Source organism: Lactococcus formosensis, from assembly GCF_037892375.1.
Lineage (GTDB): Bacteria > Bacillota > Bacilli > Lactobacillales > Streptococcaceae > Lactococcus > Lactococcus formosensis.
This window is the reverse complement of record NZ_CP141721.1, coordinates 137,334-160,076: the sequence shown is the minus strand read 5'-3', so window position 1 is coordinate 160,076 and position 22,743 is coordinate 137,334. Positions and strand designations below refer to the sequence as shown.

Sequence of the window (22,743 nt, the reverse complement as noted above, 5' to 3'; positions counted from 1 at the left end):
AATCACAAAAAGAAACAATTCCTTGCACGACAGACAGTTCCGATTTATGATTAGCCCCTCCAGAATATGCTATAATAAAACCATGAATAACACGATTAAAGCAAAGCTGGAGCTCTTACCGGATAGCCCAGGCTGCTATTTACATAAAGATAAAAATGGGACAGTTATCTATGTAGGGAAGGCGAAAAATCTGAAAAACCGCGTACGTTCCTATTTTCATGGCTCCCACAATACAAAAACTGAGCTTTTAGTCAGTGAGATTGAAGATTTAGAATGGATTGTTGTTGAATCAAACATTGAGTCTCTGGTCCTTGAAATTAACTTAATTCAACGTTATAAGCCCAAATATAATATTATGCTTAAGGATGATAAATATTATCCTTTTCTCATGATTACAAATGAAAAATATCCGCGTTTGATGATTACACGGCGTGTTAAAAAAGATGGGGCAATGTATTTTGGACCTTATCCCGATGTCAAAGCAGCCAATGAAGTCAAACGTCTCTTAGATCGCATCTTTCCTTTTAGAAAATGTGGCTTACATGAAAAGAAAGTTTGTTTCTACTATCATATCCATCAGTGTCTTTGTCCAGTCGTTAATCATGTAGATCCTCAAGTTTATAAAGATATGGCTCAAGAAGTGAAACATTTTTTAACGGGTGATGATAAAGAAATCATCAATGAACTGAAGACAAGGATGTTTGCCGCTTCAGAAAAAATGGAATTCGAGCAAGCGGCAGAATACCGTGATGTGATTAATTCTATCGGGACTTTGAGAACAAAACAACGGGTCATGAACCACGATTTAAAAGACCGCGATGTTTTTGGTTACTATGTAGATAAAGGTTGGATGTGTGTGCAGGTTTTCTTTGTACGACAAGGTAAAATGATTCAACGTGATGTCAATATGTTCCCTTATTACAATGAAGCAGAAGAGGATTTTTTAACTTATGTTGGACAGTTTTATCAAGAAGCTGAACACATGGTGCCTAAAGAAATTTTAGTTCCTTCAGAAATTGATGCAGAGGCTGTCGAGGCGGTAACTCAAACTAAAGTTCTCAAACCAAGTCGTGGAGAGAAGAAGCAACTTGTAGCAATGGCGACTAAGAATGCACGTACACAGTTACAATTAAAATTTGACCTCCTCGAAAAAGACCTGATTAAAACTCAAGGTGCCATCGAAAATCTCGGTAAAATTCTCAACATTCCTACACCAGTGAGAATTGAATCGTTCGATAACTCTAACATAATGGGGACCTCACCTGTTTCGGCAATGGTTGTCTTTATCAATGGTAAGCCTTCCAAAAAAGATTATCGGAAATATAAGATTAAAACTGTCGAAGGTGCAGATGATTATGCATCAATGCGTGAAGTGATTACGCGCCGTTATAGCCGAGCCATGCGTGAAGGGACTGCTTTACCTGACTTGATTGCAATGGATGGTGGTGCAGGTCAAGTCAATGCAGCCAAGGCTATTCTGCAAGAGATAGGGTTAGACATTCCGGTTGCAGGTATGGCTAAAAATGATAAACACCAAACCAGTGAGTTACTTTTTGGCGATCCTTTGGAAGTTGTGCCATTGAGTCGCCAATCACAAGAATTCTTTCTCCTTCAACGCATTCAAGATGAAGTCCACCGATTTGCGATTACTTTTCATCGGCAAGTGCGTGGGAAAAATACCTTTTCTTCAAAACTGGATGGTATTACAGGGCTTGGACCAAAACGTAAGCAAAAATTAATGACGACCTTCAAGTCACTTAAAGCAATATCTGAGGCTGATGTTGCTCAAGTCGCTGAAGCAGGCGTACCTTATGAGGTCGCTGAAAGGGTAAAGGAAGTCTTGAAAAAAGAAAATTACTAATTATTTCATAAAAAACTCTCAATGAGTTTTTTTATTACGAAAGTGTAAGAATTATACTTCAAATTAAGAGTAAAATAGTCTTGAAAATAAAAATAGAGGTATAAAAAAATGAAAAAATTATTGGTGGGACTTATTGCTGGAGCATTGCTGATTATTGGTGGTGGCTATGCTTGGTATAATTCCGAATATGGTGGTCAAGAATATTATGTACAGATACACACAGATGGAGATAAAATTTCGAGTAAAACTACTGATGGTGGAACTTGGCAAGGGTTTAACTACAAACAGAAAGGCTATGCAGATTCTGGTAAAGAAAAAGATCTGGAATTTACTTCAATTCATAATCTCAAACATGAAGCTTATTTGAAAGTCACTTATAATAACAAAAATGGTGTAATCAAATGGGAAGAAGTTCAAAGAAAAGATGTTCCTAAAAAAGCATTAGACAATATTTAATAAGTGAGCCTGTCTCGAGCAGATTTTTGATAACTAAGAAAAATAAAAAAGTCCCCTAGCCATAATTTTTAGGGGGATTTTTTGTTATAATTAGTCTGTTTAGGAGAGGGAAATGAAGAAGAAAATTCTGACTTGGCCAATGTTTATTTATTCGTATAGCGCTCTGATAATTTTTATTTTTATTTTAGATTATTTTGTAGTTTGCCTATCTTCTGTAATGGTTACTCTACCAACGAATAACAATGAATTGGTCATTCCATTTATGTTTTATCATGTTGCATTGATTGTTGCACCAATTAATTATTTGATAGAGAGGTGTTTAGCAAATGATAAGAAAAGAAAATGGTTTAAGGGATTATTATATCTAGGGACATGTGTAATAACAGTTTTACTGGGAAGCTTGAATTTAGAGAAAAAATTGAAGAATTATCTTATATTTATTATTATCTATATAGTGATTTTTACTTTAGTATCTCTAAAATACAAACTTCCCAAATCTCTTAAGTGGTATTTGGACTAAATAAAAGTATTTGAATAATTAGTTTGAAAGCGTTGACATTTTTGTATTGATGGTGTATAATAAGTTATACCTTTAAGCATCTCCAGCATTTTCTGGGGTGTTTTTTTTATTGTTGAAAGCGAATATGAAAGGGACACTCTTATGATAAGAACAAGTGGGAGTTCCAATTTATTTGATTTTGTAATAAAATAAAAACGGAGGGGTTTATGAAGAAAATAACACTATTATCTATACTGGCTTTAGCCTCTTTTTCACTTGCATCTTGTTCGTCTAACAAGCAAGGTGGTGAGAAAAAGACCGAACCAAAAACTGAGGAAAAAAGTAAAGCATCCACAAAAGAAAAAGATATGACAGCTTCGAGTGCAGTAACTCGGGAGTCTAGTTCATTTTCTCAAAGTTGGGATGTTCTGACATTAAATCAGAAAATATCTATTTTAATTCAAAAAGCGAGTAAAGAATTCAACTTCTCTTCTTTGACAAAAGAGGAGATAGAGCAGCAAAATTTATCTCATGAATGGGCAATGAATGGAACTATAGATAAAGGATCAATACTTATTCCTACAGTAGCTAGCAATGATCCCTATCGAATTTCTACTCAAAATAATGTGATAACTATTGAAGCTGGAAATGGTATGGTTCAGCAGAAGCAGTTTACTAAAGAAGAACTTTTTAATGAATTTTATAATAATGATCAAGCGCAGCAAGCGACAAATGAATTAGCCTCGAAGATCATATCTGTAGAACAATTAAATGAGCTAATTAAAGAAAAATATCAAGTAGATACTTTCCCGGACCAAGCTCCTGCGCAAGATTTAAACAAAGAGGCTATTTTAGCTGGTGATTTTTCTACGTTAGTTGGCACGTGGAAGAATGGTAGAGGTGATGTGTTAGTCATTAATTCTGATAAAAGTGCTACTTTAAATGGGAACCCTTATGTAGTAGATATCCCTAAAATCGATCCAAACTATGAGCCATACTTGTCTATGCGTGCTAATAGCAAAGGTGCTGTTGGAGGAGCAGCAATAGGAATGTTCAAAATTGGTGAACAAAATAAATTTGGTGATCAGTCGGATACTTCAAAATCAAGGTTGGTTATAACTCAAAATAGTGCAAACTTCCCTGCAGACATGTACCTTTATAGGGATTAAAGCTCAGATTATACAATCATAATTGGAAAAATACAAAGAAATTATAACAAGGGTATATCTTAGAGTCAGGTCTCCGCTTCGGCGGGGATATTTTTGTATAGAAAAGATCTCAAAAAATCAAAGCGATTCGCCTGACAAAGATTTATTTTTGACTGCCATGTGATCGTATTTTATTTCGGTTAATTTTAATTTAATTTTTACAAGATCTGATTAAACTGCCTTTTAAGAGCTTACTATTTGACTTTGTTTTATATAAATTTAATAATAGAGCTTATGAATAAAACCGAAATAGAAAAGTTCCAGCAGGATTTATTAGGTTGGTACAACATCCATAAAAAGCCTTTGCCATGGCGTAAAAATACTGAGGCTTATTCTGTTTGGATTTCTGAAATTATGTCTCAACAAACACAGGTTGAAACAGTGATGCCCTACTATCTACGCTTTATGGAAAAGTACCCTCAGATTGAGGATTTGGCAGCAGCAGATGACGATGAGCTTCTGAAGCTTTGGGAAGGTTTAGGTTATTACTCGCGCGCTCGTAATTTAAAAATTGCCGCACAGCAAGTAATGACAGAATTTGATGGGCGATTTCCTAACCAACTAAAAGACATTCAAAGTTTGCAGGGGATTGGTCCTTACACAGCAGCGGCTATTGCTTCGATTTCTTTTGGCTTACCTGAACCGGCAATTGATGGTAATTTGATGCGCGTGACGAGTCGATTATTTGAGATTGAATCAGATATTTCGAAGGCTGCTTCGCGGAAAATATTTGATGAAAAGCTGAGAGAGCTAATCTCGGAAGAAAATCCAGGAGATTTTAACCAAGCACTCATGGACATAGGTTCCATGGTTTGTACGCCTAAAATTGCCAAGTGTGAGATTTGCCCCTTAGCTGCGTATTGCCAATCCAGACCTAAAGGTACGCAACTGAAGTATCCTGTCAAAAGTAAAAAGATTAAGCAGCAACACATTTACTACAATGCTTATGCATTAAAAAATTCGCAAGGCGAATACTATCTGCAAAGACGTCCTAGCACAGGTTTACTTGCTAATATGTGGACTTTCCCTATGCAGGAGATATCTAAAGAAGAATTCAATAATGAAGCCTTAGTGCCACCAACAAATGTGCCAGACAGCATCTCACGCATGACAAAAGTTGGAGAAATCACACATGTTTTTTCTCACTTGAAGTGGTTTGTTCAAATTATTGAATGTATCCCTGAGGAAAACTTTATTGTTCAAGAAGAAAAACTGAATGAAAATCAACTTTGGGTAAAATTGACGGATCTTTCAAAAGTCGCTCTACCTACGCCACAAGTCAAAATGTTTAAGTTTTTCAATGACTAGTTTTCACTTTATAAATGCAAACGTTTTACTTTTTTGGTATAATTATAGGAGTTTAGAAAACCGACTTTTTGTGAATATATTATCAAGAAGTCAAAATAATGGAGGCAATCATGACAACTATTGATTTTACTGCAGAAGTAGAAAAGCGCAAAGACGCAATGCTCGAAGATTTGTTTGAACTTCTTCGTATCGATTCAGCAATGGACATGGACAATGCGGACAAAGAAAACCCATTTGGCCCTGGACCTCGTAAAGCCCTTGACAAATTCTTGGAATTGGCTGAGCGTGATGGCTACCAAACTAAAAACTATGATAACTACGTTGGTCACTTCGAATATGGAGAAGGCGACGAAGTTTTAGGTATCTTCGGTCACTTGGACGTTGTTCCTGCTGGTTCTGGTTGGGATTCAAACCCATTTGAACCTGAAATCCGTAACGGTAACCTTTATGCGCGTGGTGCTTCAGACGATAAAGGCCCAACTATGGCTTGTTACTATGGTTTGAAAATTTTGAAAGATCTTGGTGTTCCATTATCTAAAAAAATCCGCTTCATCGTTGGTACAAACGAAGAAACAGGTTGGAAAGATATGGATTACTACTTTGAACACTGTGAATTGCCATTGCCAGATTTCGGATTCTCACCAGATGCTGAGTTCCCAATCATCAATGGTGAAAAAGGTAATGTTACAGAATACCTTCACTTTGACGGAAAAAATGCTGGTGCTGTAGTACTCCACTCTTTCAAAGCTGGTTTGGCTGAAAACATGGTTCCTGAATCTGCAACTGCAGTAATTTCAGGTGCGACAGACCTCCAAGCAAAATTGGAAGCATTTGTTGCTGAAAATGCAGACAAAAACTTACGCTTTGACCTTGAAGAATCTGACGGTAAAGCAACAGTAACAGTTTATGGTAAATCTGCACACGGAGCAATGCCATTTAAAGGTATTAACGGTGCAACTTACCTTGCTAAATTCCTTAACCAATTTGACTTTGAAGCTGGTGCAGCTGCCTACATCAAACTTGCTGCGGAAACATTGATTGACGACCACGAAGGTGAAAAATTAGGCACAGCCTACAATGATGACCTTATGGGTGCAACTTCAATGAACGCTGGTGTTTGGAACTTTGACGAAAACGGTGAAGGTACAATTGCATTGAACTTCCGTTTCCCACAAGGTACTGACCAACATAAAATCAAAGCAGTTCTTGAAGCTCTTGAAGGCGTAAAAGAAGTGACTATGAACGATCACGTGATGGAACCTCACTACGTACCAATGGAAGATGAACTCGTTTCTACATTGATCAGCGTTTACGAAAAACACACTGGTCTTAAAGGTTACGAAACAGTAATCGGCGGTGGTACATTTGGTCGTCTCCTTAAACGTGGTGTTGCTTATGGCGCAATGTTTGAAGGTGAAGAAGATACAATGCACCAAGCAAATGAATACAAACCATTGGATGCACTCTTCAAATCAGCAGTTATCTATGCTGAAGCAATTTACGAATTGGCCAAATAAAATAAGACGAAAAAAATCCCCATTATTGGGGTTTTTTTGTTTTTTTAAATGAAATTTCATTTCATTTCTTTTGAACGAGAAAAAGACAAAGGCAACTAAAACGTGATGTTACAGGATTTATCTTTTTATTTGCCAAAAAAATTGAGTAAACACTTGAAATAAAATTTTAGTTATGTTAAAATGAATGCGTTAACAAAAGAAATAAAGTTTCAGAGATAGAGAGGTGTTTATGTTTGGCTTTTCCATTTTTATGAATGAAGATCTTTCAACAGAAGATATTCATTATATAAAAAGAATGAAACAAGCAGGATTCAAGGGAATATTTACTTCGATGCATATTCCTGAAGATGATGCTCAAGCGTATAAAATGCGCTTAGAAAAATTAGGGGCTTGTGCTAAAGCAAACCAACTGGAATTGATGGTAGATATTTCAGGTGAAGCCCTGGAGCGTGCAGGTTACTCATTTGAGCATTTAGAAGAACTTACTCAACATGGTGTTACGGGTTTACGGATGGATTATCATATTGACAATGAACAAATTTCCAAAGCCAGCCATAAAATGAAGATTAGTTTAAATGCTAGCACGTTGGTAGAAGATGAGGTAGAGGAACTAAGAAGATTAGGAGCTAACTTCTCTAATTTAGAAGCTTGGCACAACTACTATCCTCGTCCTGAAACTGGCTTGGCTACGCCTTATTTCCTCGAGCAAAATCAATGGTTAGAGACATATGGTTTTAAAAGAGTAGCTTTTGTTGCTGGTGATGCTAAGAAGCGCTTACCCTTAAGACTCGGACTTCCCACTCTTGAAAAGCATCGAGATATGCATCCTCTGGCAGCTGCTCTTGATTTATTTAAGTATGAGACGGATGAAGTTTATATTGGAGATGGTGATTTAGCAGCAACGACGATTGAGCAGTTTGAAAATTATATGCAGTGGGATAAAATAGTTCTACATGTAGAAAATAATAATTCAGCTTATTATGATTCGGTCCTGGGAGAGCATGACAATAGGAATGATCAGTCTCCTGACTTGATTAGAAGTGCAAATGCCCGCTTTAAGAAGGTTGAACAAATCCAAAAAGAACATGCAGAAGAGCGCAACAAAGGGGCGGTAACGCTTGATAATGAGCTGTATGGACGCTATATGGGCGAAATACAAGTATGCAAAAAAGCACTCCCAGCTCATCCTAATATTAACGTTGTAGCATATGTTATCGAAAAAGATAGAGATTTACTCGATGTAATTTATTCGAAGCAAAAGTTTGAATTAAAAGAAAAGGAAAGAAAATGAATTTAGAAAAATTGACAACAGAACGACGCAATGAAGAAACTTTTGGATTGGACGAAATGTCCATCTCAACTGCTCTAGAAAAGATGAATAAGGAAGATAAAAAAGTTGCAGAAGCTGTGGAAAAAGCACTGCCAATGATTGAACCTGTTATTGAAAAAACGATTGAAAGTTTTAATCAAGGCGGTCGACTCATTTATCTGGGTGCAGGAACAAGTGGACGTTTAGGTGTACTTGATGCAGCAGAGTGTGTACCAACTTTTGGTGTTGAAGCAAGCATGGTTGTCGGACTCATCGCTGGAGGTGAAAAAGCGATGACTCTTGCTGTGGAAGGCGCAGAAGATGACCTTGAGCTTGGCAAACAAGACTTGATTGATCTTCGTTTAACAAAAAATGACATGGTGATTGGGATTGCTGCAAGTGGACGTACCCCTTACGTGATTGGTGCCCTTGATTATGCGAAGAGCATTGGTGCACACACAGGTTCTCTCGCATGTAATATGAATGCCGAGATTAGCCAGCATGCTGAATTCCCAATTGAAGTGGACTGTGGCGCCGAATTTTTGACAGGATCAACTCGCCTCAAATCAGGTACGGCACAAAAATTAATATTGAATATGATTTCGACAATATCGATGATTGGTATTGGAAAAGTATACAACAACTTAATGGTTGATGTGCGTCCGACAAATGAGAAATTAGTGGAGCGCAGTAAACGTATCATTATGCAAGCTACAGAGTGTGACTATCAGACAGCGGAAAAGACATTTATCCAAGCAGAAGAAGATGTCAAGTTAGCGATTGTTATGATTTTAACCAACAGTGAAAAAGATGAGGCACAAGAAAAACTCGCACAGGCAAAAGGATTTATTAAACACACATTGAGCTAATAAATAAAAATTAGGAGATGAAGATGGCAGAAGATAAAGTAACACGTATTGCACGGCAAATTTACGAAGAAATTGGCGGACCAGAAAACGTTCAAAGTTTAGTTCATTGTATGACGCGCGTTCGACTTTCAATGATTGACGAAACAAAAGTAGACCTTGAAGACCTCAAAGCTATTGATGGTGTTATGGGGGTTGTTGAGGGTGAAACACTCCAAGTTATCGTTGGTCCGGGTACAGTAAACAAGGTAGCCCAAAAAATGGTTGATACAGTAGGAGTTAAACTAGGCGAACAGTTTCCTAATACAGCAGGTCTTAGCCTTGAAGAACGTGCAGCTCAAACAAAAAAGGAAGCCAAAGAAAAATATAATAAGCCTTCAAAAATAAAAGAAATACTGAACTCGATTTCTCGTATTTTTACACCATTGATTCCTGCCTTTGTAGGTGCTGGACTTATTGGTGGTATTGCCTCTATCCTTGCAAATCTGATAACTGCAGGTACGATTGATGGTGCGACTTTTGCACAGATTGTTGCTGTCCTAGGTGTGATTCAAAAAGGTATTTTCGCCTACTTGGTAATCTATGTAGGGATTAATGCAGCAACTGAATTTGGGGCTACGCCTTCACTTGGTGGTGTTATTGGTGCTGTGACTATGTTGACTGGGATTACTCCAGAAGCACCAATTAACAATATCTTTACGGGGCAGCCATTAACCGCACAACAAGGGGGAATCATTGGCGTTATCTTTGCTGTATGGCTTTTGTCTCTTGTCGAAAAGAATTTACGTAAAGTTATTCCAGATTCGATTGACATTATCGTGACGCCCACACTTTCTCTCCTTGCTATCGGACTTTTAACGATTTTCTTCATCATGCCTGTTGCGGGAACAATTTCGACATCTTTAGTAGGCGGGATTAACGCTGTACTTAATGTTGGTGGTGGATTTGCTGGCTTCCTCTTAGGGGCCCTCTTCCTCCCAATGGTTATGTTTGGCTTGCATCAAATTCTTACACCGATTCATATTGAAATGATTGATAAGACTGGGTCAACAACTTTGCTACCAATCCTTGCCATGGCTGGTGCTGGTCAAGTCGGTGCAGCTTTAGCACTCTGGGTACGTTTACGCAAAAATAAAGAGTTCGCCGAAATTGTCAAAGGTGCTTTACCTGTAGGTTTCTTAGGCATTGGTGAACCTCTTATTTATGGTGTGACTCTTCCGATGGGACGTCCATTTATTACAGCTTGTATTGGTGGAGGTATTGGTGGTGCCATTATCGGATCTCTAGGACATGTTGGTGCTATTGCTATTGGCCCAAGTGGGATTGCTTTAATACCATTGATTGCGGATAACCGTTGGTTGATTTACGTCTTTGGCTTAATTGGTGGTTACGTTGGTGGCTTTATCGCAACATACTTCTTTGGTATTCCTCAATCTGAAAAAGATAAAGCAGATAACTATGTAGACGCAGCAACAGTACCGCAACCTGCTGTTGTAAATCTTGAAAAAACAGTTGCTTTACCAATGTCAGGGAAAATTATTCCTTTAGCGAAAGTAGAAGATGAAGTTTTTTCTAAAGGTATGCTTGGGCAAGGTTTTGGTATCCAACCTCGTGATGGAAAAGTTTTTGCACCATTTGATGGTACAGTGACGACGGTTTTCCCTACCAAACATGCGATTGGTTTGCTTAGTGACTCTGGCGTAGAAGTACTGATTCATGTGGGCTTAGATACTGTGTCTTTAGAGGGTAAACCCTTCACTGCTAAAGTAACAGATGGCAGCAAGGTTACTAAGGGCGATTTGCTCTTAGAAGCAGACTTGAAGATGATTGAGAACGCTCACTTGTCACCAGTAACTTTAGTTGTTATTACGAATTCTGATGAATTTAAACATATCTATGTTGAAGCTCCTGAAGAAGTAGCTCCTGGCGAGCAAGTTATCATTGCAGAATAAAAAAAATAGGTTGGGTGTAAGCCCAGCCTATTTTTAAGCTTTTTAATCTTAGGATCCGAAGAATGATTTTAAATAAAGTATCTGAAAATTTGGTATAATAGAAAAATGATCTACGGTATAGGAACAGATAATGTCGAGATATCGCGCATTGTCCAGGCATTGGAACGCAATGATAAATTTGCACAGCGCGTTTTGACAATAAATGAGTTTGCTCATTTTTCAAGTTTTACTTCAAAAAAACGTCAAGCTGAATTTTTAGCGGGACGTTGGGCGGCAAAAGAAGCCTTTTCAAAAGCCTTAGGAACAGGTTTTGACAGCCAGCTTTCCTTTCATCATATAGAAATTTCTAAAAATGAAAAAGGAAAACCATATTTTCTAGAACATCCCTTTTCTGGCCAAGCACATTTGAGTATTTCACATAGTAATCTAGAAGCAGTTGCTATGGTTGTGCTTGAGAGTAAAGATTGAGTATAAAAAGAAGGTAAATATTATGAAAGCAGCACCACATCGCCACACACCAGCGATTATTAAATTATCCGCAATTGAAAATAATGTCAAGAAAATGCGCGAACATATCGGTGACAAGCCAGAACTTTGGGCTGTTGTAAAAGCTAATGCTTACGGTCACGGAGCAGTTGCTGTTGCACAGCATATTGATGGTCTTGTGGATGGTTTTTGTGTGTCCAACTTTGATGAAGCCATCGAGTTGCGTCAACAGTTGATTATTAAACCAATACTTGTACTGTCTGGTATTGTACCTGACCATGCAGAAATTGCAGCCAGTCAGCATATTACCTTAACAGCACCAAGTTTAAAGTGGCTCCAACAAGTCATTGATTCAAATAAAAATAAACACTTTTCACGTTTGCGTATCCATATCGCTGTCGATACAGGTATGGGACGGATTGGTGTGACAACAGCTGAGGAGGCCAACCAAATTATTGACCTAGCGGATCAATATAATATTAGCGTGCGAGGAATCTTTACACATTATGCTACTGCTGATGAAGAAGATACAACACAGTTTAAAGAACAAAAGGCAAAATTTGATGCTTTAGTCAGTCAATTGAGTCGTCGTCCAAAATATGTGCATTCGACAAATTCAGCGGCTGGCTTGTGGCAAAATCAAGAAGTGCAAGATATTGAACGTATTGGTCTCGCGATGTATGGTTTAAACCCAAGTGGTGATGAACTTGCTCTCCCTTATGAGTTGGAACCTGCTTTAAGCTTACATTCTGAGTTGACGCATGTTAAAAAGATCCACAAGGGAGACACTGTGGGTTATGGGGCAACTTTCCGTGCAGAAGAAGATACTTATGTAGGGACTGTGTCTATTGGCTATGCCGATGGTTGGACACGAGATATGCAAGGCTTTAAGGTCATTGTGGATGGGCAATACTGTGAAATTATTGGTCGGATTTCGATGGACCAGATGACGATACGTTTGCCGAAAAACTATGAGATGGGTACACAGGTCACACTGATTGGTAAAAATGGCGATAAAGAGATTACTGTTCAAGATATCGCAAACTGGCGTCATACGATTGGCTATGAAGTTATCTGTCTTTTATCAGATAGAATTTACCGTGTCTATGAAGAATAAAAGCTGCTTTTGTGCGGCTTTTTTTTCATTACATTTTCATTTAAAAAGAAGTCCTAAGTTGAGTAATTTGACAATGACTTTAAAAATGATATAATTATATTAAATACATATGAGATAAAATTAAGAAAAGTGAGGGAAGGGATATGATTAAAGTATATACTGTCATGGCTTGCAGTTCTTGCAAAAAAGCCAAAGAATGGCTAACGAATCACGAACTAGAATTCGAAGAAATCAACTTGATAACTGACAAAATAGATCCCGAAGACTTTCTTAAGATTTTCTCTTTAACTGAAAATGGAACAGAGGAAATTATTTCCACAAGAAGTCGTGCTTACAAACGTTTATCTTTGGATTTTGAGCGCCTTTCCCTTCATGAGCTGGTTAAGATAATCGAGGAAAATCGTACATTATTGCGTCGACCTTTGATCCTTGATGATAAAAGATTACAAGTGGGCTACAATGAAGATGACATTAGGAAGTTTTTACCACGTTCAGTACGTCGTGTCGAAATGCTTGAGGCGTCCCATAATATTCGTCAGTTAGACATAGAACGAGCACTAGAAGAACAAGCATAGAGAAAAATGGAACAGAAATTGTTTCATTTTTTTGTATATTTCGTAAAAAAAAAATTCTTTTTTCATTCCCGTCCGTGTTATAATTTAATAATCAAATTAAAAAGAGGGAACAATGAAAAACTATATTATTTGGTTGAAACATGAACTCAAATCTATCAATACAGCTGGCAGCGTAATGCTGGCTTTTATCATAGGCGTACAGCTTGCTTTTTTTCTTACGGCGCCAATAACTTTATTGTCTGTGATTACACTTTTTGCGACTCTTGTAGGCTCGGCTTGTACGGTCTATATGATGATTGGACGGCCGATTAATGGTTTACTTGGATTGATTAGTGCTTTTGGCTTTATTTATATAAATTGGACTGCAGGACACTATGCTTCTGTTTTAGATCAAATCGTCTTTATCGCCTTTATTGATATTCCTTTAATCCTGACTTGGAAAACCTGGGGACATCGTATTGAAAACGGCGTGAAGTTTATGACGGTCAAAGGTTGGTTTATTGCAATAGCTTTAATGCTAATTGCTTGGTGGCCAATGATGCAAATTTACGCACATCTGGGAGATACGAACCCTTTATGGGATTCTATCACACTTATCATTGGTGCAACAGCTTCATTACTGGTTTTCAAAGGATATGGCGACAGTTATTCTTTATGGTTACTTTCTAATATCGTGACCATTGTATTATGGGCTACAGCATTTGCACAAGGCTACTCTGCCAGTGCATTACCAATGCTTCTCACCATCATCTTCTACTTGGCTACAGCCCTATATGGGAAATATTTTTCAGTATGGAAAAGAGCAAACAAAAAAGCCTAGTTTAAAGCTAGGTTTTTTGTTTTCCTCTAGAAAAGCGAGACAAATCAATGACCACTTGTAACTTTTATCCCGATTAGTCCAACAACAAGCATAAGAACAAAGACCCAAGTCAGTGAAGGAACTTTATCTTTGAAGATAAGGGCACCAACTAAGATAGCCCCAACCGCACCAATTCCTGTCCATATGGGATAAGCAATTCCTAAGGGAAGCTTCTTCATAGCTAAAGTCAAAAATCCAAAACTGACAAGCATTCCGATAATCGTTAAAATATCATACTTGATGATAGAAAAACCTTGACTTAATTTCATTGTTGAAGCCCAAACAACTTCAAAGATTCCAGCGAGAAATAAAAAGATCCACGACATATTACACCTCTTTCAAAAAGATTATTGAGCTAGCTTGAAAGGACCAGAAAAGGGCTAGCAAGTGATAAACAAAAAGAGTCATGTCAACTAACCACAAGGCCTAAGGTTAGTTGGCATGACTCTGATAAATATCGCTCCGGCGAGTGATACTTTAGTCCTTCTTTATTATATTATCATTATTTCACATTTAGCCTCTGAGGTCAAGTTCTAGAGTTACGAGATATTAAGAGAAGATTGAGATGAGAGCTTAATTGAAATACAAAAAGGGATAGAAGAAAAACAGATAAATTTAAATAAAAAAGGAGTCCAAGGTAAGTTACTTCGGACTCCGGGTTGATTTATACCTTTATTCTATCACTAAATTATGAGTTTGGCTGACAATTTGATTATTATTTCGAAAAACTGAAGTAATGGAAAAATAAAATGAAGCTTTTCTGATTTAACTCAGCTATACGGTCATTGTCTTGCTTGTTACACTTATTGACGATGTATCCAGTGGGATATTAGAGAAGTTGTTGAGCATATTGAGGTAAAATACAGAGCCTACTTTGGTCTATCAGCTGAAAACGAACATTACAGAAAAATTTTTTCGAATCAAGAAACACCTGTTGGCACATATTTGTGGAGTCTGATATAATAAATAGTATGAAAATTATTGATGGAAAAGCCCTTGCTGAAAAGATGCAAGAAGAACTCAAAAATCGAGTTATCAAACTGAAAGAACAAGGCATTCAGCCAGGACTCGCTGTCATTTTGATTGGAGAAAATCCCGCCAGTCAAGTTTATGTTCGAAATAAAGAACGTGTAGCTGCAAAGCTAGGTTTTAAGTCAGAAGTGATTCGTCTTCCTGAAACAACGTCTGAAGCAGAGCTGTTAGAGCTTATTGAAAGCTTTAACGAGGATTCTTCTTGGCACGGAATTCTTGTGCAGTTGCCACTGCCTTCACATATATCAGAAGAAAAAGTCTTGCTTGCGATTTCTCCTGAAAAAGATGTGGACGGCTTCCATCCAATAAATATGGGTAAATTGTGGAGCGGAGCGCCATTAATGGTTCCTTCAACACCAGCAGGAATCATGGAAATGTTCCGTGCCTATAATGTTGAACTTGCAGGAAAAAAAGCTGTTGTTGTGGGGCGTTCTAATATCGTTGGAAAACCGATGGCTCAACTGATGATGATGGCTAATGCCACTGTTACCATTGCACATTCACGTACAGAAAATCTTTCTGAGCTTACACGTTCTGCAGATATTTTAGTCGTAGCCATTGGCCAAGACCGCTTTATCAAAGCAGAAGATGTAAAAGAAGGGGCAACAGTTATTGATGTCGGTATGAACCGTGATGAGAATGGCAAACTTCATGGAGATGTTGACTTTGAACAGGTGAAAGAAATTGCTAGACTAATCACGCCAGTTCCTGGAGGAGTGGGGCCAATGACAATCACCATGTTGATGGAACAGACTGTACGTGCTGCAGAAGCTTCTGTAAAATAAAAAAGAAAATTTCGTCCAGATTTATTTACAAGTCAGTACATGGAGATAAACAGTGGATTTAGAAAGATTAAAGGCATGACAGAGTATTTAACCGTATCAACTCTAACAAAATACTTAAAAGCAAAGTTTGACCGCGATCCATATTTGGAACGCGTTTATTTGACCGGAGAAATTTCTAACTTTCGCCAACGACCTAATCATCAATATTTTGCAATTAAAGACGAAAAGTCTGTCATACAAGCAACGATGTGGGCTGGTCAATTTAAAAAGCTTGACTTCAAACTTGAAGATGGAATGAAAGTACTTGTAACAGGACGTATCAGTCTCTATGCACCTTCAGGTTCTTATTCTATTAACATTGAAAATATTGTACCTGATGGTATCGGCGCTTTGGCAGTTAAGTTTGAACAGTTGAAGAAAAAGCTCACAGCGGAGGGATTATTTAGTCCACAATGGAAGCAAGAGTTGCCGCTTTTTTCCAAAAAAATTGCAGTAATTACCAGTCCTTCTGGAGCTGTTATTCGAGACATTATTACTACCGTAAATCGCCGCTTTCCGATGAGTCAGATCTTACTCTATCCGACAAAAGTTCAAGGTGTTGGTGCTGCAGAAGAAATCGCCGCGAATATTGAAGCAGTGAATGGTCGATCCGATATCGATATCCTTATCGTTGGACGTGGTGGAGGATCTATCGAAGACCTATGGTGTTTTAACGAAGAGATTGTCGTTCGGGCTATCTTTGAGTCACGTATTCCCGTTATTTCTTCGGTTGGTCACGAGACTGACACGACCTTGGCGGATTTTGTTGCAGACCGCAGAGCAGCTACACCAACAGCTGCTGCCGAACTTGCAACTCCTAATACCAAACTAGATTTGCTGGCGTGGTCAAATGACCAAGAACTTCGTATGAGAAATCGTGTAACACATCTCATCAAGGTCCAAAGAGAACGGGTGGAAAAGTTATCCAATTCGGTTGTTTTTCGTCAGCCGGAACGTCTCTACGATGGACATATTCAGAAAATCGATCACCTCACGAGTCGTTTACAAAATCTAACTGAAACCAAGCTGAGCCGTGAGAAACACCGCTACGAACTAATATCAGGAAAACTAGTGCCCACTTTTGCAAAAAGCTATGAGCAAAAGAAAAATCAAGTCGATAACTTGGTACAGGCCCTTCTGTTGATGGATATTAGTAAGATCAAGGCGCGTGGTTTTTCAGTGGTCACTGCGAATGATGGTAAAATTATAAAGAGTGTCAAGGATGTTCAAGCTGGCGATACAGTAAATATCGATTTGAGTGATGGCACTGTTCGTGCAGAAATAAAGTAAAGGATACATATGGCAACAAAAAAAGAAGCAAAATTTGAAGAAAATTTAGCAGAACTCGAAACAATTGTAAAAAAACTAGAAAGCGGAGATGTGGCTCTAGAAGATGCCATCTCTGAATTTCAAAAAGGAATGCTCCTTTCTGAAAAACTCAAAACAACATTAAATGAAGCCGAAAAAACACTGGTAAAAATCGTCGGAAAAGACGGATCTGAGAGTGAATTTTTAGGAGAATAAAAAGATTGCCTAAGCAATCTTTTTTGTTACGGCTTTCTGAATTTATTTTTTACGCAATGGTTTGGTGCTATAATAACACTAGTAAGTAAAAGTGAGGAAAAATATGAAAGTTGTAGTAGCAATAGATTCTTTCAAGGGATCAGCCACGAGTGCTGAGTTGAATCAGGCAGTAAAAACTGGAATTTTAGCTGCATTTCCCAAAATCAATATTGAGACGTTTGAAATTGCTGATGGGGGCGAAGGAAGTGTGTCTGCTCTTCAATCTGGTTTAGGTGGGAATCTTATTAATGTTAAAACAGTTGATTTAATGCAACGTCCCATGCGTGCTTCCTATTTGCTCATCGACGAGCGTCTGGCTGTGATTGAGGCAGCTGAAGTTGTTGGCATCAATAAAATTAAACCAAACGAAAAGACAATCCAAGAAGCCACTACTTTCGGACTTGGCGCTTTATTTCTTGATGCTAAAAAAAGAGGAGCGACTGAGATTATTTTAAGCATGGGAGGGAGCGGAACCTCTGATGGTGGACTGGGACTTTTGGAAGCTGTAGAAACTGAAGATTTTTCGTCGATAAAAATTACAGGTTTAGCAGATGTTACTAATGTTTATGCTGGCGCCGAAGGATATGCCAAAGTTTTTGGAAAGCAAAAAGGTGGCACCGCTGAAATTCTGGAACAACAGGACAGGACAGCACAAGCTTTTGTTGAAAAGATAAAAAAAGAGAGGAAGATTGATTTACAAAAAATTCCAGGGACAGGCGCAGCTGGGGGCTTAGGTGGTGCTCTTATCTTGCTAGGAGGGGAACTTGAGTCAGGCTTTGGTAAAATAGCTGAGCTTTTAAAGATTGAGGAAACGATCAAAACGGCTGATCTGATTATTACAGGCGAAGGACAGATGGATTTTCAAACAGCCAAAGGCAAAGTTCCGTTTGGGATAGCAAAGCTGGGTGAGAAATATGATGTCCCCACAATCGCTTTCTGTGGTAGTCTATCAGAGAATTTAGGTGAGATGAATCGGGTTCTGCTCGCAAGCTATAGTATTCAGAGAAAAGTGCTTCCTTTAGAAGAAGCAATGAAAAAAGAAGTGGCTCTAAAAAATATTAAACTTTTAGCTCAAAATGTTCTTAAACTGTGGTGTTATGGACAGTGAGGTTGTGAATAAGGTTTGAAGAACCGTAATTTCGAGCTGTCTTTTGTAAAATTAGGGGGAGCTAATCATTGAATACCCTGACTTCACTTGTGTTATAATAACACTATAAAAAAGGAGAAATTATGGATCTAAATAACCTTGTAGATAAAGCAAAAGATCTGGCTTCAAATGTGCCAGATGATATGAAACAAAAAGCAGAAGAAGTCATTGATGAGCAAGTGGATAAATATGCTCCAGAAAATATGAAAGAACAGGCTCAAGGGCTTGTGGATGGCTTAAAAGGACAGCTTGGTTTGTAATCCTGAAGTGCACAGAAACGTTCTTTATTTGAAAGAACGTTTTTTTATATTTAGAATTTCTTTATGAGAGAGAGTCTCTATTTTCTATTGGACTTTATTTCTGTGAAATGGGATAATATAACTAATGATTACCGATATGAATAGGCTCAATCAAGAGCTGATAAAATTTTATAAAAAAGCTGATATTCCTCAACATCTTGCAGATGCCGTGATTTATTCACTTGCAGCAGGTGGTAAAAGAATTCGTCCGCTTTTGTTCCTTAAGATGTTAGAATCACTAGGAGTAACACTGGAAACGGCACATTATCAAGTAGCATCAACTGTTGAGATGATTCATGCGGGGAGCTTGATTCATGATGACTTACCTGCGATGGATAATGATGATTACCGCCGCGGGCAACTCACCAATCATAAAAAGTTTGATGAAGCAACAGCGATATTGGCGGGAGATGCGCTCTTTTTAGATCCCTACTATCTTTTAGCCAATGCGTCTTTACCAGCGACAATAGTTGTTTCCTTGGTTAAAGAACTTTCTTTTGCAAGTGGTGCTTTAGGCATGGTTGCTGGGCAAATTTTAGATATGGATGGTGAAGGAAAAACCTTATCCCTAGAGCAAGTAAAGGAAATTCATCATTTGAAAACGGGAAGAATGTTAACCTTTCCTTTCGTTGCTGCTGGAATTATCGCTGAGCAATCTGAAGCAGTAATCGCAAAACTAAGAGAAATTGGTCAAAATCTTGGCTTGGCTTTCCAAATACGTGACGATATTATTGATGTTACCGGAACATTTGAAGAAATAGGAAAAACACCTGGAAAAGACCAAGCAGAAGAAAAGTCAACCTATGTGGCCTTGCTCGGACTAAAAGGAGCTCAAGAAGCTTTAGAAGAATTATTGGCGGCCGTGAAAAGTGATTTGGCACAGATAACTTCAAGTGCTGAAATTGTCGAAATTATAGAAAGTTTAGAAATAAAATGAAAGAAAGAGTAGATGTTTTAGCAGCAAATCAAGGCCTGTTTGATACAAGAGAACAAGCGAAACGAGGAGTTATGGCTGGTTTGGTGGTAGATGCTAAGTCAGGAGAACGTTTTGACAAACCAGGACAAAAGATAGAAGAAACAACTGAACTTCGACTCAAAGGTGAAAAACTAAAATATGTGAGTCGTGGGGGACTTAAGTTAGAAAAAGCACTCTTAGAGTTCGGACTTTCTGTAGAAGATAAAACCTGCTTGGATATTGGGGCTTCAACAGGGGGATTTACAGATGTTATGCTACAAAATGGCGCCAAACGTGTCTATGCTCTCGATGTCGGAACAAACCAACTGGCATGGAAACTTCGCAAAGACGAGCGAGTGGTGGTTATGGAGCAGTTTAATTTCCGAAAGGCTGTCTTAGATGACTTTACGCAAGGGCAACCTGAGTTTACTTCGATTGATGTGAGCTTTATCTCGCTTGACTTGATTTTACCTCCCTTGTTTGATATTTTAGCTAAAGAGGGAGATGTGGCCGCTTTGATCAAGCCTCAGTTTGAAGCTGGTCGTGAGCAAGTGGGGAAAAATGGTATCATTAAAGATCCAAAGGTTCATAAACAAACGATTGACAAAGTGATTCAAAAAGCTTTGAGTACTGGATTTTCAGTCAAAAATCTTACCTTTTCACCAATTAAAGGTGGTGCAGGAAATGTTGAATTTCTAGTACACTTAAAAAAAGAAGAAACAGCTACAGTGGCGCCTCTTGTTGATATTGAAGCTGTACTCCAAACAGAAAAGGAAACATTAGTATGAGAAGAGAAGAACGCCTTGATTTTATTTCAAGCCTCATCACAACTAAAGAAGTACAAACACAAGATGAGCTTGTCCAAGAGCTTTTGGCTAATGATATTGATGTGACACAAGCCACAGTTTCCCGTGATATTAAGTCACTTGCTCTGATTAAAATTCCTGGAAGTCGTGGAGGTTATCGCTATGCATTACCTCAGCAACATGATGAAGAACAGAAAGATCTTCTGCATAATGAGTTAGCCAATGAGGCCATATTAGAATTAAAAATTCACGATAATATGATTTCAATCATTGCTAAACCAGGGACTACCAGTGTGATTAAAAAAAGCCTCATCAATCGCTATGACAAGAAGATTTTTTCTATTATGACGGATGATGACAGCATTTTAATCATTTGTGAAACAAGACGGCAAGCAAATACCGTTTATGACGAATTAAGTTTATAAAAGGATAAAGTATGCTACAAGAAATTTCTATCAAGAACTTTGCGATTATTGAAGAGATTCACCTTTCTTTTGAAAGTGGGATGACTATTTTAACTGGGGAAACCGGTGCTGGTAAATCAATCATTATTGATGCTATGGGTCTTTTGCTCGGAGGGCGTAGCTCTAGTGATTTTGTCCGTACAGGTAAAGATAAGGCCGAAATTGAAGGTCTATTTTTTGCAGGAGAAAATGCGGAGTTGGATCAAAAGTTAGAAAGCTTGGGTCTTGAAAGAAGTACGGAGCTCATTTTACGCCGTGATATTTTTGCTAATGGTCGCTCTGTTTGTCGGGTGAATGGGCAGATGGTGAATCTGACAACCTTACGGGAAATCGGCGAGCTTTTGGTGGATATTCATGGGCAACATGATAATCAAGAATTAATGAATGCTAAACACCATCTTCGTCTTCTTGATGAGTTTGGTGATGAAAATTTTGAACAAATTAAAGCAGAATACCAAGTTAAGTTTGAGCATTATAAAAAGATGCGTCAAGCACTTGAAACACGTCAAAAAAACGAACAAGAGTTTGCCCAACGTATTGAAATCTTGCAGTTTCAAGTTGAAGAAATTGAAGCAGCCGAGATTGACCTAAAAGAAGATGAGCAATTGCAGCACCGCCGTGATAAGCTGAATAACGCTAAAAATATAGCAGATGCTTTAAATACAGCTTATTTGGCTTTAGATGATGAAGAAGGCGACTTTTCAAGTTTGAGCGGGATACGTACAGCCATGGCAGAACTCGAAAATGTTGCAGAGTTCGACCAAGATTATCAAGATTTGTCTGATAAAACGATGGATGCCTATTACTTACTAGAGGAGGTTTCAACTAAGTTATCAACAGCAATTGAGAGCATTGAGTTCAATCCCACAGAGCTTTTGCAAATCGAAGAGAGAATTCTCACCTTGAATACTTTACGTAAAAAGTATGGTCCAGAACTTTCTGATGTATTGAAAACTTTGGAAAAAATCCAACTTGAACTCTCAGATTTGATGGGAGGAACTGAAAACAGCGAAAGTCTTGAAGAAGCACTAAAAGAGGCACAAGCAGAATTATTAATTGCAAGTGAACATCTTAACACAGCACGTCATGCAATAGCGAAAGAATTAGAAACAGATATTAAAAAGGAACTTGCCGATCTTTATATGGAGAAAGCTGATTTTTCTGTACAGTTTGAGAGTGGAAAATTCTCAAGCAAGGGTAATGAACAAGTAGAGTTTTATATTCAAACTAATCCAGGTGAGGGCTTCAAACCCTTGGCTAAAACTGCTTCAGGAGGCGAACTTTCCCGCTTGATGCTTGCTATTAAATCCAGCTTCTCAAGACGTGAAAATAAAACATCAATAGTGTTCGATGAGGTGGACACAGGTGTATCTGGACGCGTGGCCCAAGCCATTGCTCAAAAAATATATAAAATCGCCCAGGCAGGCCAAGTTTTAGCTATCTCACATCTACCACAGGTTGTAGCTATTGCTGATACACAATTTTATATTGAAAAGGCGTCCACAGATGATGTTACAACTTCAACAGTAAGAAAATTGAAATTGGAAGAACGTGTCGAAGAAGTTGCCAAAATGTTAGCCGGAGATGACATAACGGTAGAAGCACTGGCACAAGCAAAACGATTATTAACGAAATGAGGA

23 protein-coding genes are annotated in these 22,743 nt (G+C 38.1%); 22 read left to right on the top strand and 1 reads right to left on the bottom strand.

Translation table 11 applies throughout. The annotated features are described in order from the left end of the window. The first annotated feature begins 82 nt into the window (after positions 1-82). The 13 genes from uvrC (at position 83) to pnuC (ending at position 13,974) form a co-directional block, all read left to right on the top strand. A complete protein-coding gene (gene uvrC, locus VNN39_RS00785) occupies positions 83-1,861 on the top strand; it encodes an excinuclease ABC subunit UvrC (RefSeq protein WP_213495388.1) in 1,779 nt (592 codons plus the stop codon). A 108-nt stretch (positions 1,862-1,969) separates the two neighbouring features. Further along, the gene (locus VNN39_RS00780; RefSeq protein WP_096368534.1) at positions 1,970-2,317 is read left to right on the top strand and encodes a YxeA family protein; all 348 of its coding nucleotides are present in this window, start codon (positions 1,970-1,972) and stop codon (positions 2,315-2,317) included. Between the two features lie 112 nt (positions 2,318-2,429). After that, positions 2,430-2,837 carry a hypothetical protein gene (locus tag VNN39_RS00775; protein WP_270264710.1) on the top strand — a complete coding sequence of 136 codons (408 nt, stop codon included), beginning with the start codon at positions 2,430-2,432 and terminating at the stop codon, positions 2,835-2,837. A 206-nt stretch (positions 2,838-3,043) separates the two neighbouring features. Further along, the gene (locus tag VNN39_RS00770; protein ID WP_252175654.1) at positions 3,044-3,985 is read left to right on the top strand and encodes a DUF6287 domain-containing protein; all 942 of its coding nucleotides are present in this window, start codon (positions 3,044-3,046) and stop codon (positions 3,983-3,985) included. A 273-nt stretch (positions 3,986-4,258) separates the two neighbouring features. Beyond that, the gene (gene mutY / locus VNN39_RS00765) at positions 4,259-5,332 is read left to right on the top strand and encodes an A/G-specific adenine glycosylase (protein WP_165713231.1); all 1,074 of its coding nucleotides are present in this window, start codon (positions 4,259-4,261) and stop codon (positions 5,330-5,332) included. Between the two features lie 110 nt (positions 5,333-5,442). After that, positions 5,443-6,849, top strand: coding sequence for a dipeptidase PepV (gene pepV / locus VNN39_RS00760; RefSeq protein ID WP_017368994.1), 1,407 nt, complete (start codon positions 5,443-5,445; stop codon positions 6,847-6,849). A 229-nt stretch (positions 6,850-7,078) separates the two neighbouring features. Next, positions 7,079-8,140 (top strand): DUF871 domain-containing protein, encoded by a 1,062-nt coding sequence (locus VNN39_RS00755; protein ID WP_338997690.1) that lies wholly within the window; start codon positions 7,079-7,081, stop codon positions 8,138-8,140. Then, positions 8,137-9,027, top strand: a complete 891-nt coding sequence (gene murQ, locus VNN39_RS00750) for an N-acetylmuramic acid 6-phosphate etherase (RefSeq protein WP_213495384.1) — start codon at positions 8,137-8,139, stop codon at positions 9,025-9,027. The genes VNN39_RS00755 and murQ overlap by 4 nt, the downstream gene beginning before the upstream one ends. Positions 9,028-9,050: 23 nt before the next feature. Next, on the top strand, positions 9,051-10,976 hold the full coding sequence (locus tag VNN39_RS00745) for a glucose PTS transporter subunit IIA (protein WP_339007125.1): 1,926 nt from the start codon (positions 9,051-9,053) through the stop codon (positions 10,974-10,976). Positions 10,977-11,081: 105 nt separating this feature from the next. After that, positions 11,082-11,444: a holo-ACP synthase gene (gene acpS, locus VNN39_RS00740; protein ID WP_338997688.1), complete on the top strand. Its 363-nt coding sequence runs from the start codon at positions 11,082-11,084 to the stop codon at positions 11,442-11,444. A gap of 22 nt (positions 11,445-11,466) precedes the next feature. After that, entirely contained in the window at positions 11,467-12,579 is a 1,113-nt protein-coding gene (gene alr, locus VNN39_RS00735; RefSeq protein ID WP_096368526.1) for an alanine racemase, read from the top strand. A gap of 143 nt (positions 12,580-12,722) precedes the next feature. After that, positions 12,723-13,154, top strand: a complete 432-nt coding sequence (locus VNN39_RS00730) for a Spx/MgsR family RNA polymerase-binding regulatory protein (protein WP_019291994.1) — start codon at positions 12,723-12,725, stop codon at positions 13,152-13,154. A 112-nt stretch (positions 13,155-13,266) separates the two neighbouring features. Next, positions 13,267-13,974: a nicotinamide riboside transporter PnuC gene (gene pnuC, locus VNN39_RS00725; RefSeq protein ID WP_096368525.1), complete on the top strand. Its 708-nt coding sequence runs from the start codon at positions 13,267-13,269 to the stop codon at positions 13,972-13,974. 44 nt (positions 13,975-14,018) lie between these two features. Here pnuC and VNN39_RS00720 read toward each other — a convergent pair whose 3' ends face one another. Next, complete coding sequence (locus tag VNN39_RS00720; RefSeq protein ID WP_019291995.1) at positions 14,019-14,339, bottom strand: DMT family transporter; 321 nt, start codon at positions 14,337-14,339, stop codon at positions 14,019-14,021. A 645-nt stretch (positions 14,340-14,984) separates the two neighbouring features. On the opposite strand from VNN39_RS00720, the gene VNN39_RS00715 reads away from it, so the two are divergent. The 9 genes from VNN39_RS00715 to recN all read left to right on the top strand — a co-directional run bounded on the left by VNN39_RS00715 (position 14,985) and on the right by recN (position 22,740). Further along, positions 14,985-15,830, top strand: a complete 846-nt coding sequence (locus tag VNN39_RS00715; protein ID WP_338997687.1) for a bifunctional methylenetetrahydrofolate dehydrogenase/methenyltetrahydrofolate cyclohydrolase — start codon at positions 14,985-14,987, stop codon at positions 15,828-15,830. Positions 15,831-15,905: 75 nt separating this feature from the next. Beyond that, on the top strand, positions 15,906-17,159 hold the full coding sequence (gene xseA / locus VNN39_RS00710; RefSeq protein WP_338997686.1) for an exodeoxyribonuclease VII large subunit: 1,254 nt from the start codon (positions 15,906-15,908) through the stop codon (positions 17,157-17,159). Between the two features lie 9 nt (positions 17,160-17,168). Beyond that, the gene (locus VNN39_RS00705; protein ID WP_014024456.1) at positions 17,169-17,393 is read left to right on the top strand and encodes an exodeoxyribonuclease VII small subunit; all 225 of its coding nucleotides are present in this window, start codon (positions 17,169-17,171) and stop codon (positions 17,391-17,393) included. Between the two features lie 103 nt (positions 17,394-17,496). Continuing rightward, entirely contained in the window at positions 17,497-18,540 is a 1,044-nt protein-coding gene (locus tag VNN39_RS00700; protein WP_339007123.1) for a glycerate kinase, read from the top strand. 122 nt (positions 18,541-18,662) lie between these two features. Then, positions 18,663-18,839 (top strand): hypothetical protein, encoded by a 177-nt coding sequence (locus tag VNN39_RS00695; RefSeq protein ID WP_165711324.1) that lies wholly within the window; start codon positions 18,663-18,665, stop codon positions 18,837-18,839. A 124-nt stretch (positions 18,840-18,963) separates the two neighbouring features. Then, positions 18,964-19,815 (top strand): polyprenyl synthetase family protein, encoded by an 852-nt coding sequence (locus VNN39_RS00690; protein ID WP_338997684.1) that lies wholly within the window; start codon positions 18,964-18,966, stop codon positions 19,813-19,815. Further along, on the top strand, positions 19,812-20,621 hold the full coding sequence (locus VNN39_RS00685; protein WP_017369008.1) for a TlyA family RNA methyltransferase: 810 nt from the start codon (positions 19,812-19,814) through the stop codon (positions 20,619-20,621). Before VNN39_RS00690 ends, VNN39_RS00685 begins: the two co-directional genes overlap by 4 nt. Then, entirely contained in the window at positions 20,618-21,064 is a 447-nt protein-coding gene (locus VNN39_RS00680; RefSeq protein WP_017369009.1) for an arginine repressor, read from the top strand. Before VNN39_RS00685 ends, VNN39_RS00680 begins: the two co-directional genes overlap by 4 nt. Positions 21,065-21,075: 11 nt before the next feature. After that, positions 21,076-22,740, top strand: coding sequence for a DNA repair protein RecN (gene recN / locus VNN39_RS00675; RefSeq protein WP_017369010.1), 1,665 nt, complete (start codon positions 21,076-21,078; stop codon positions 22,738-22,740). The last annotated feature ends 3 nt before the right edge of the window (positions 22,741-22,743 follow it).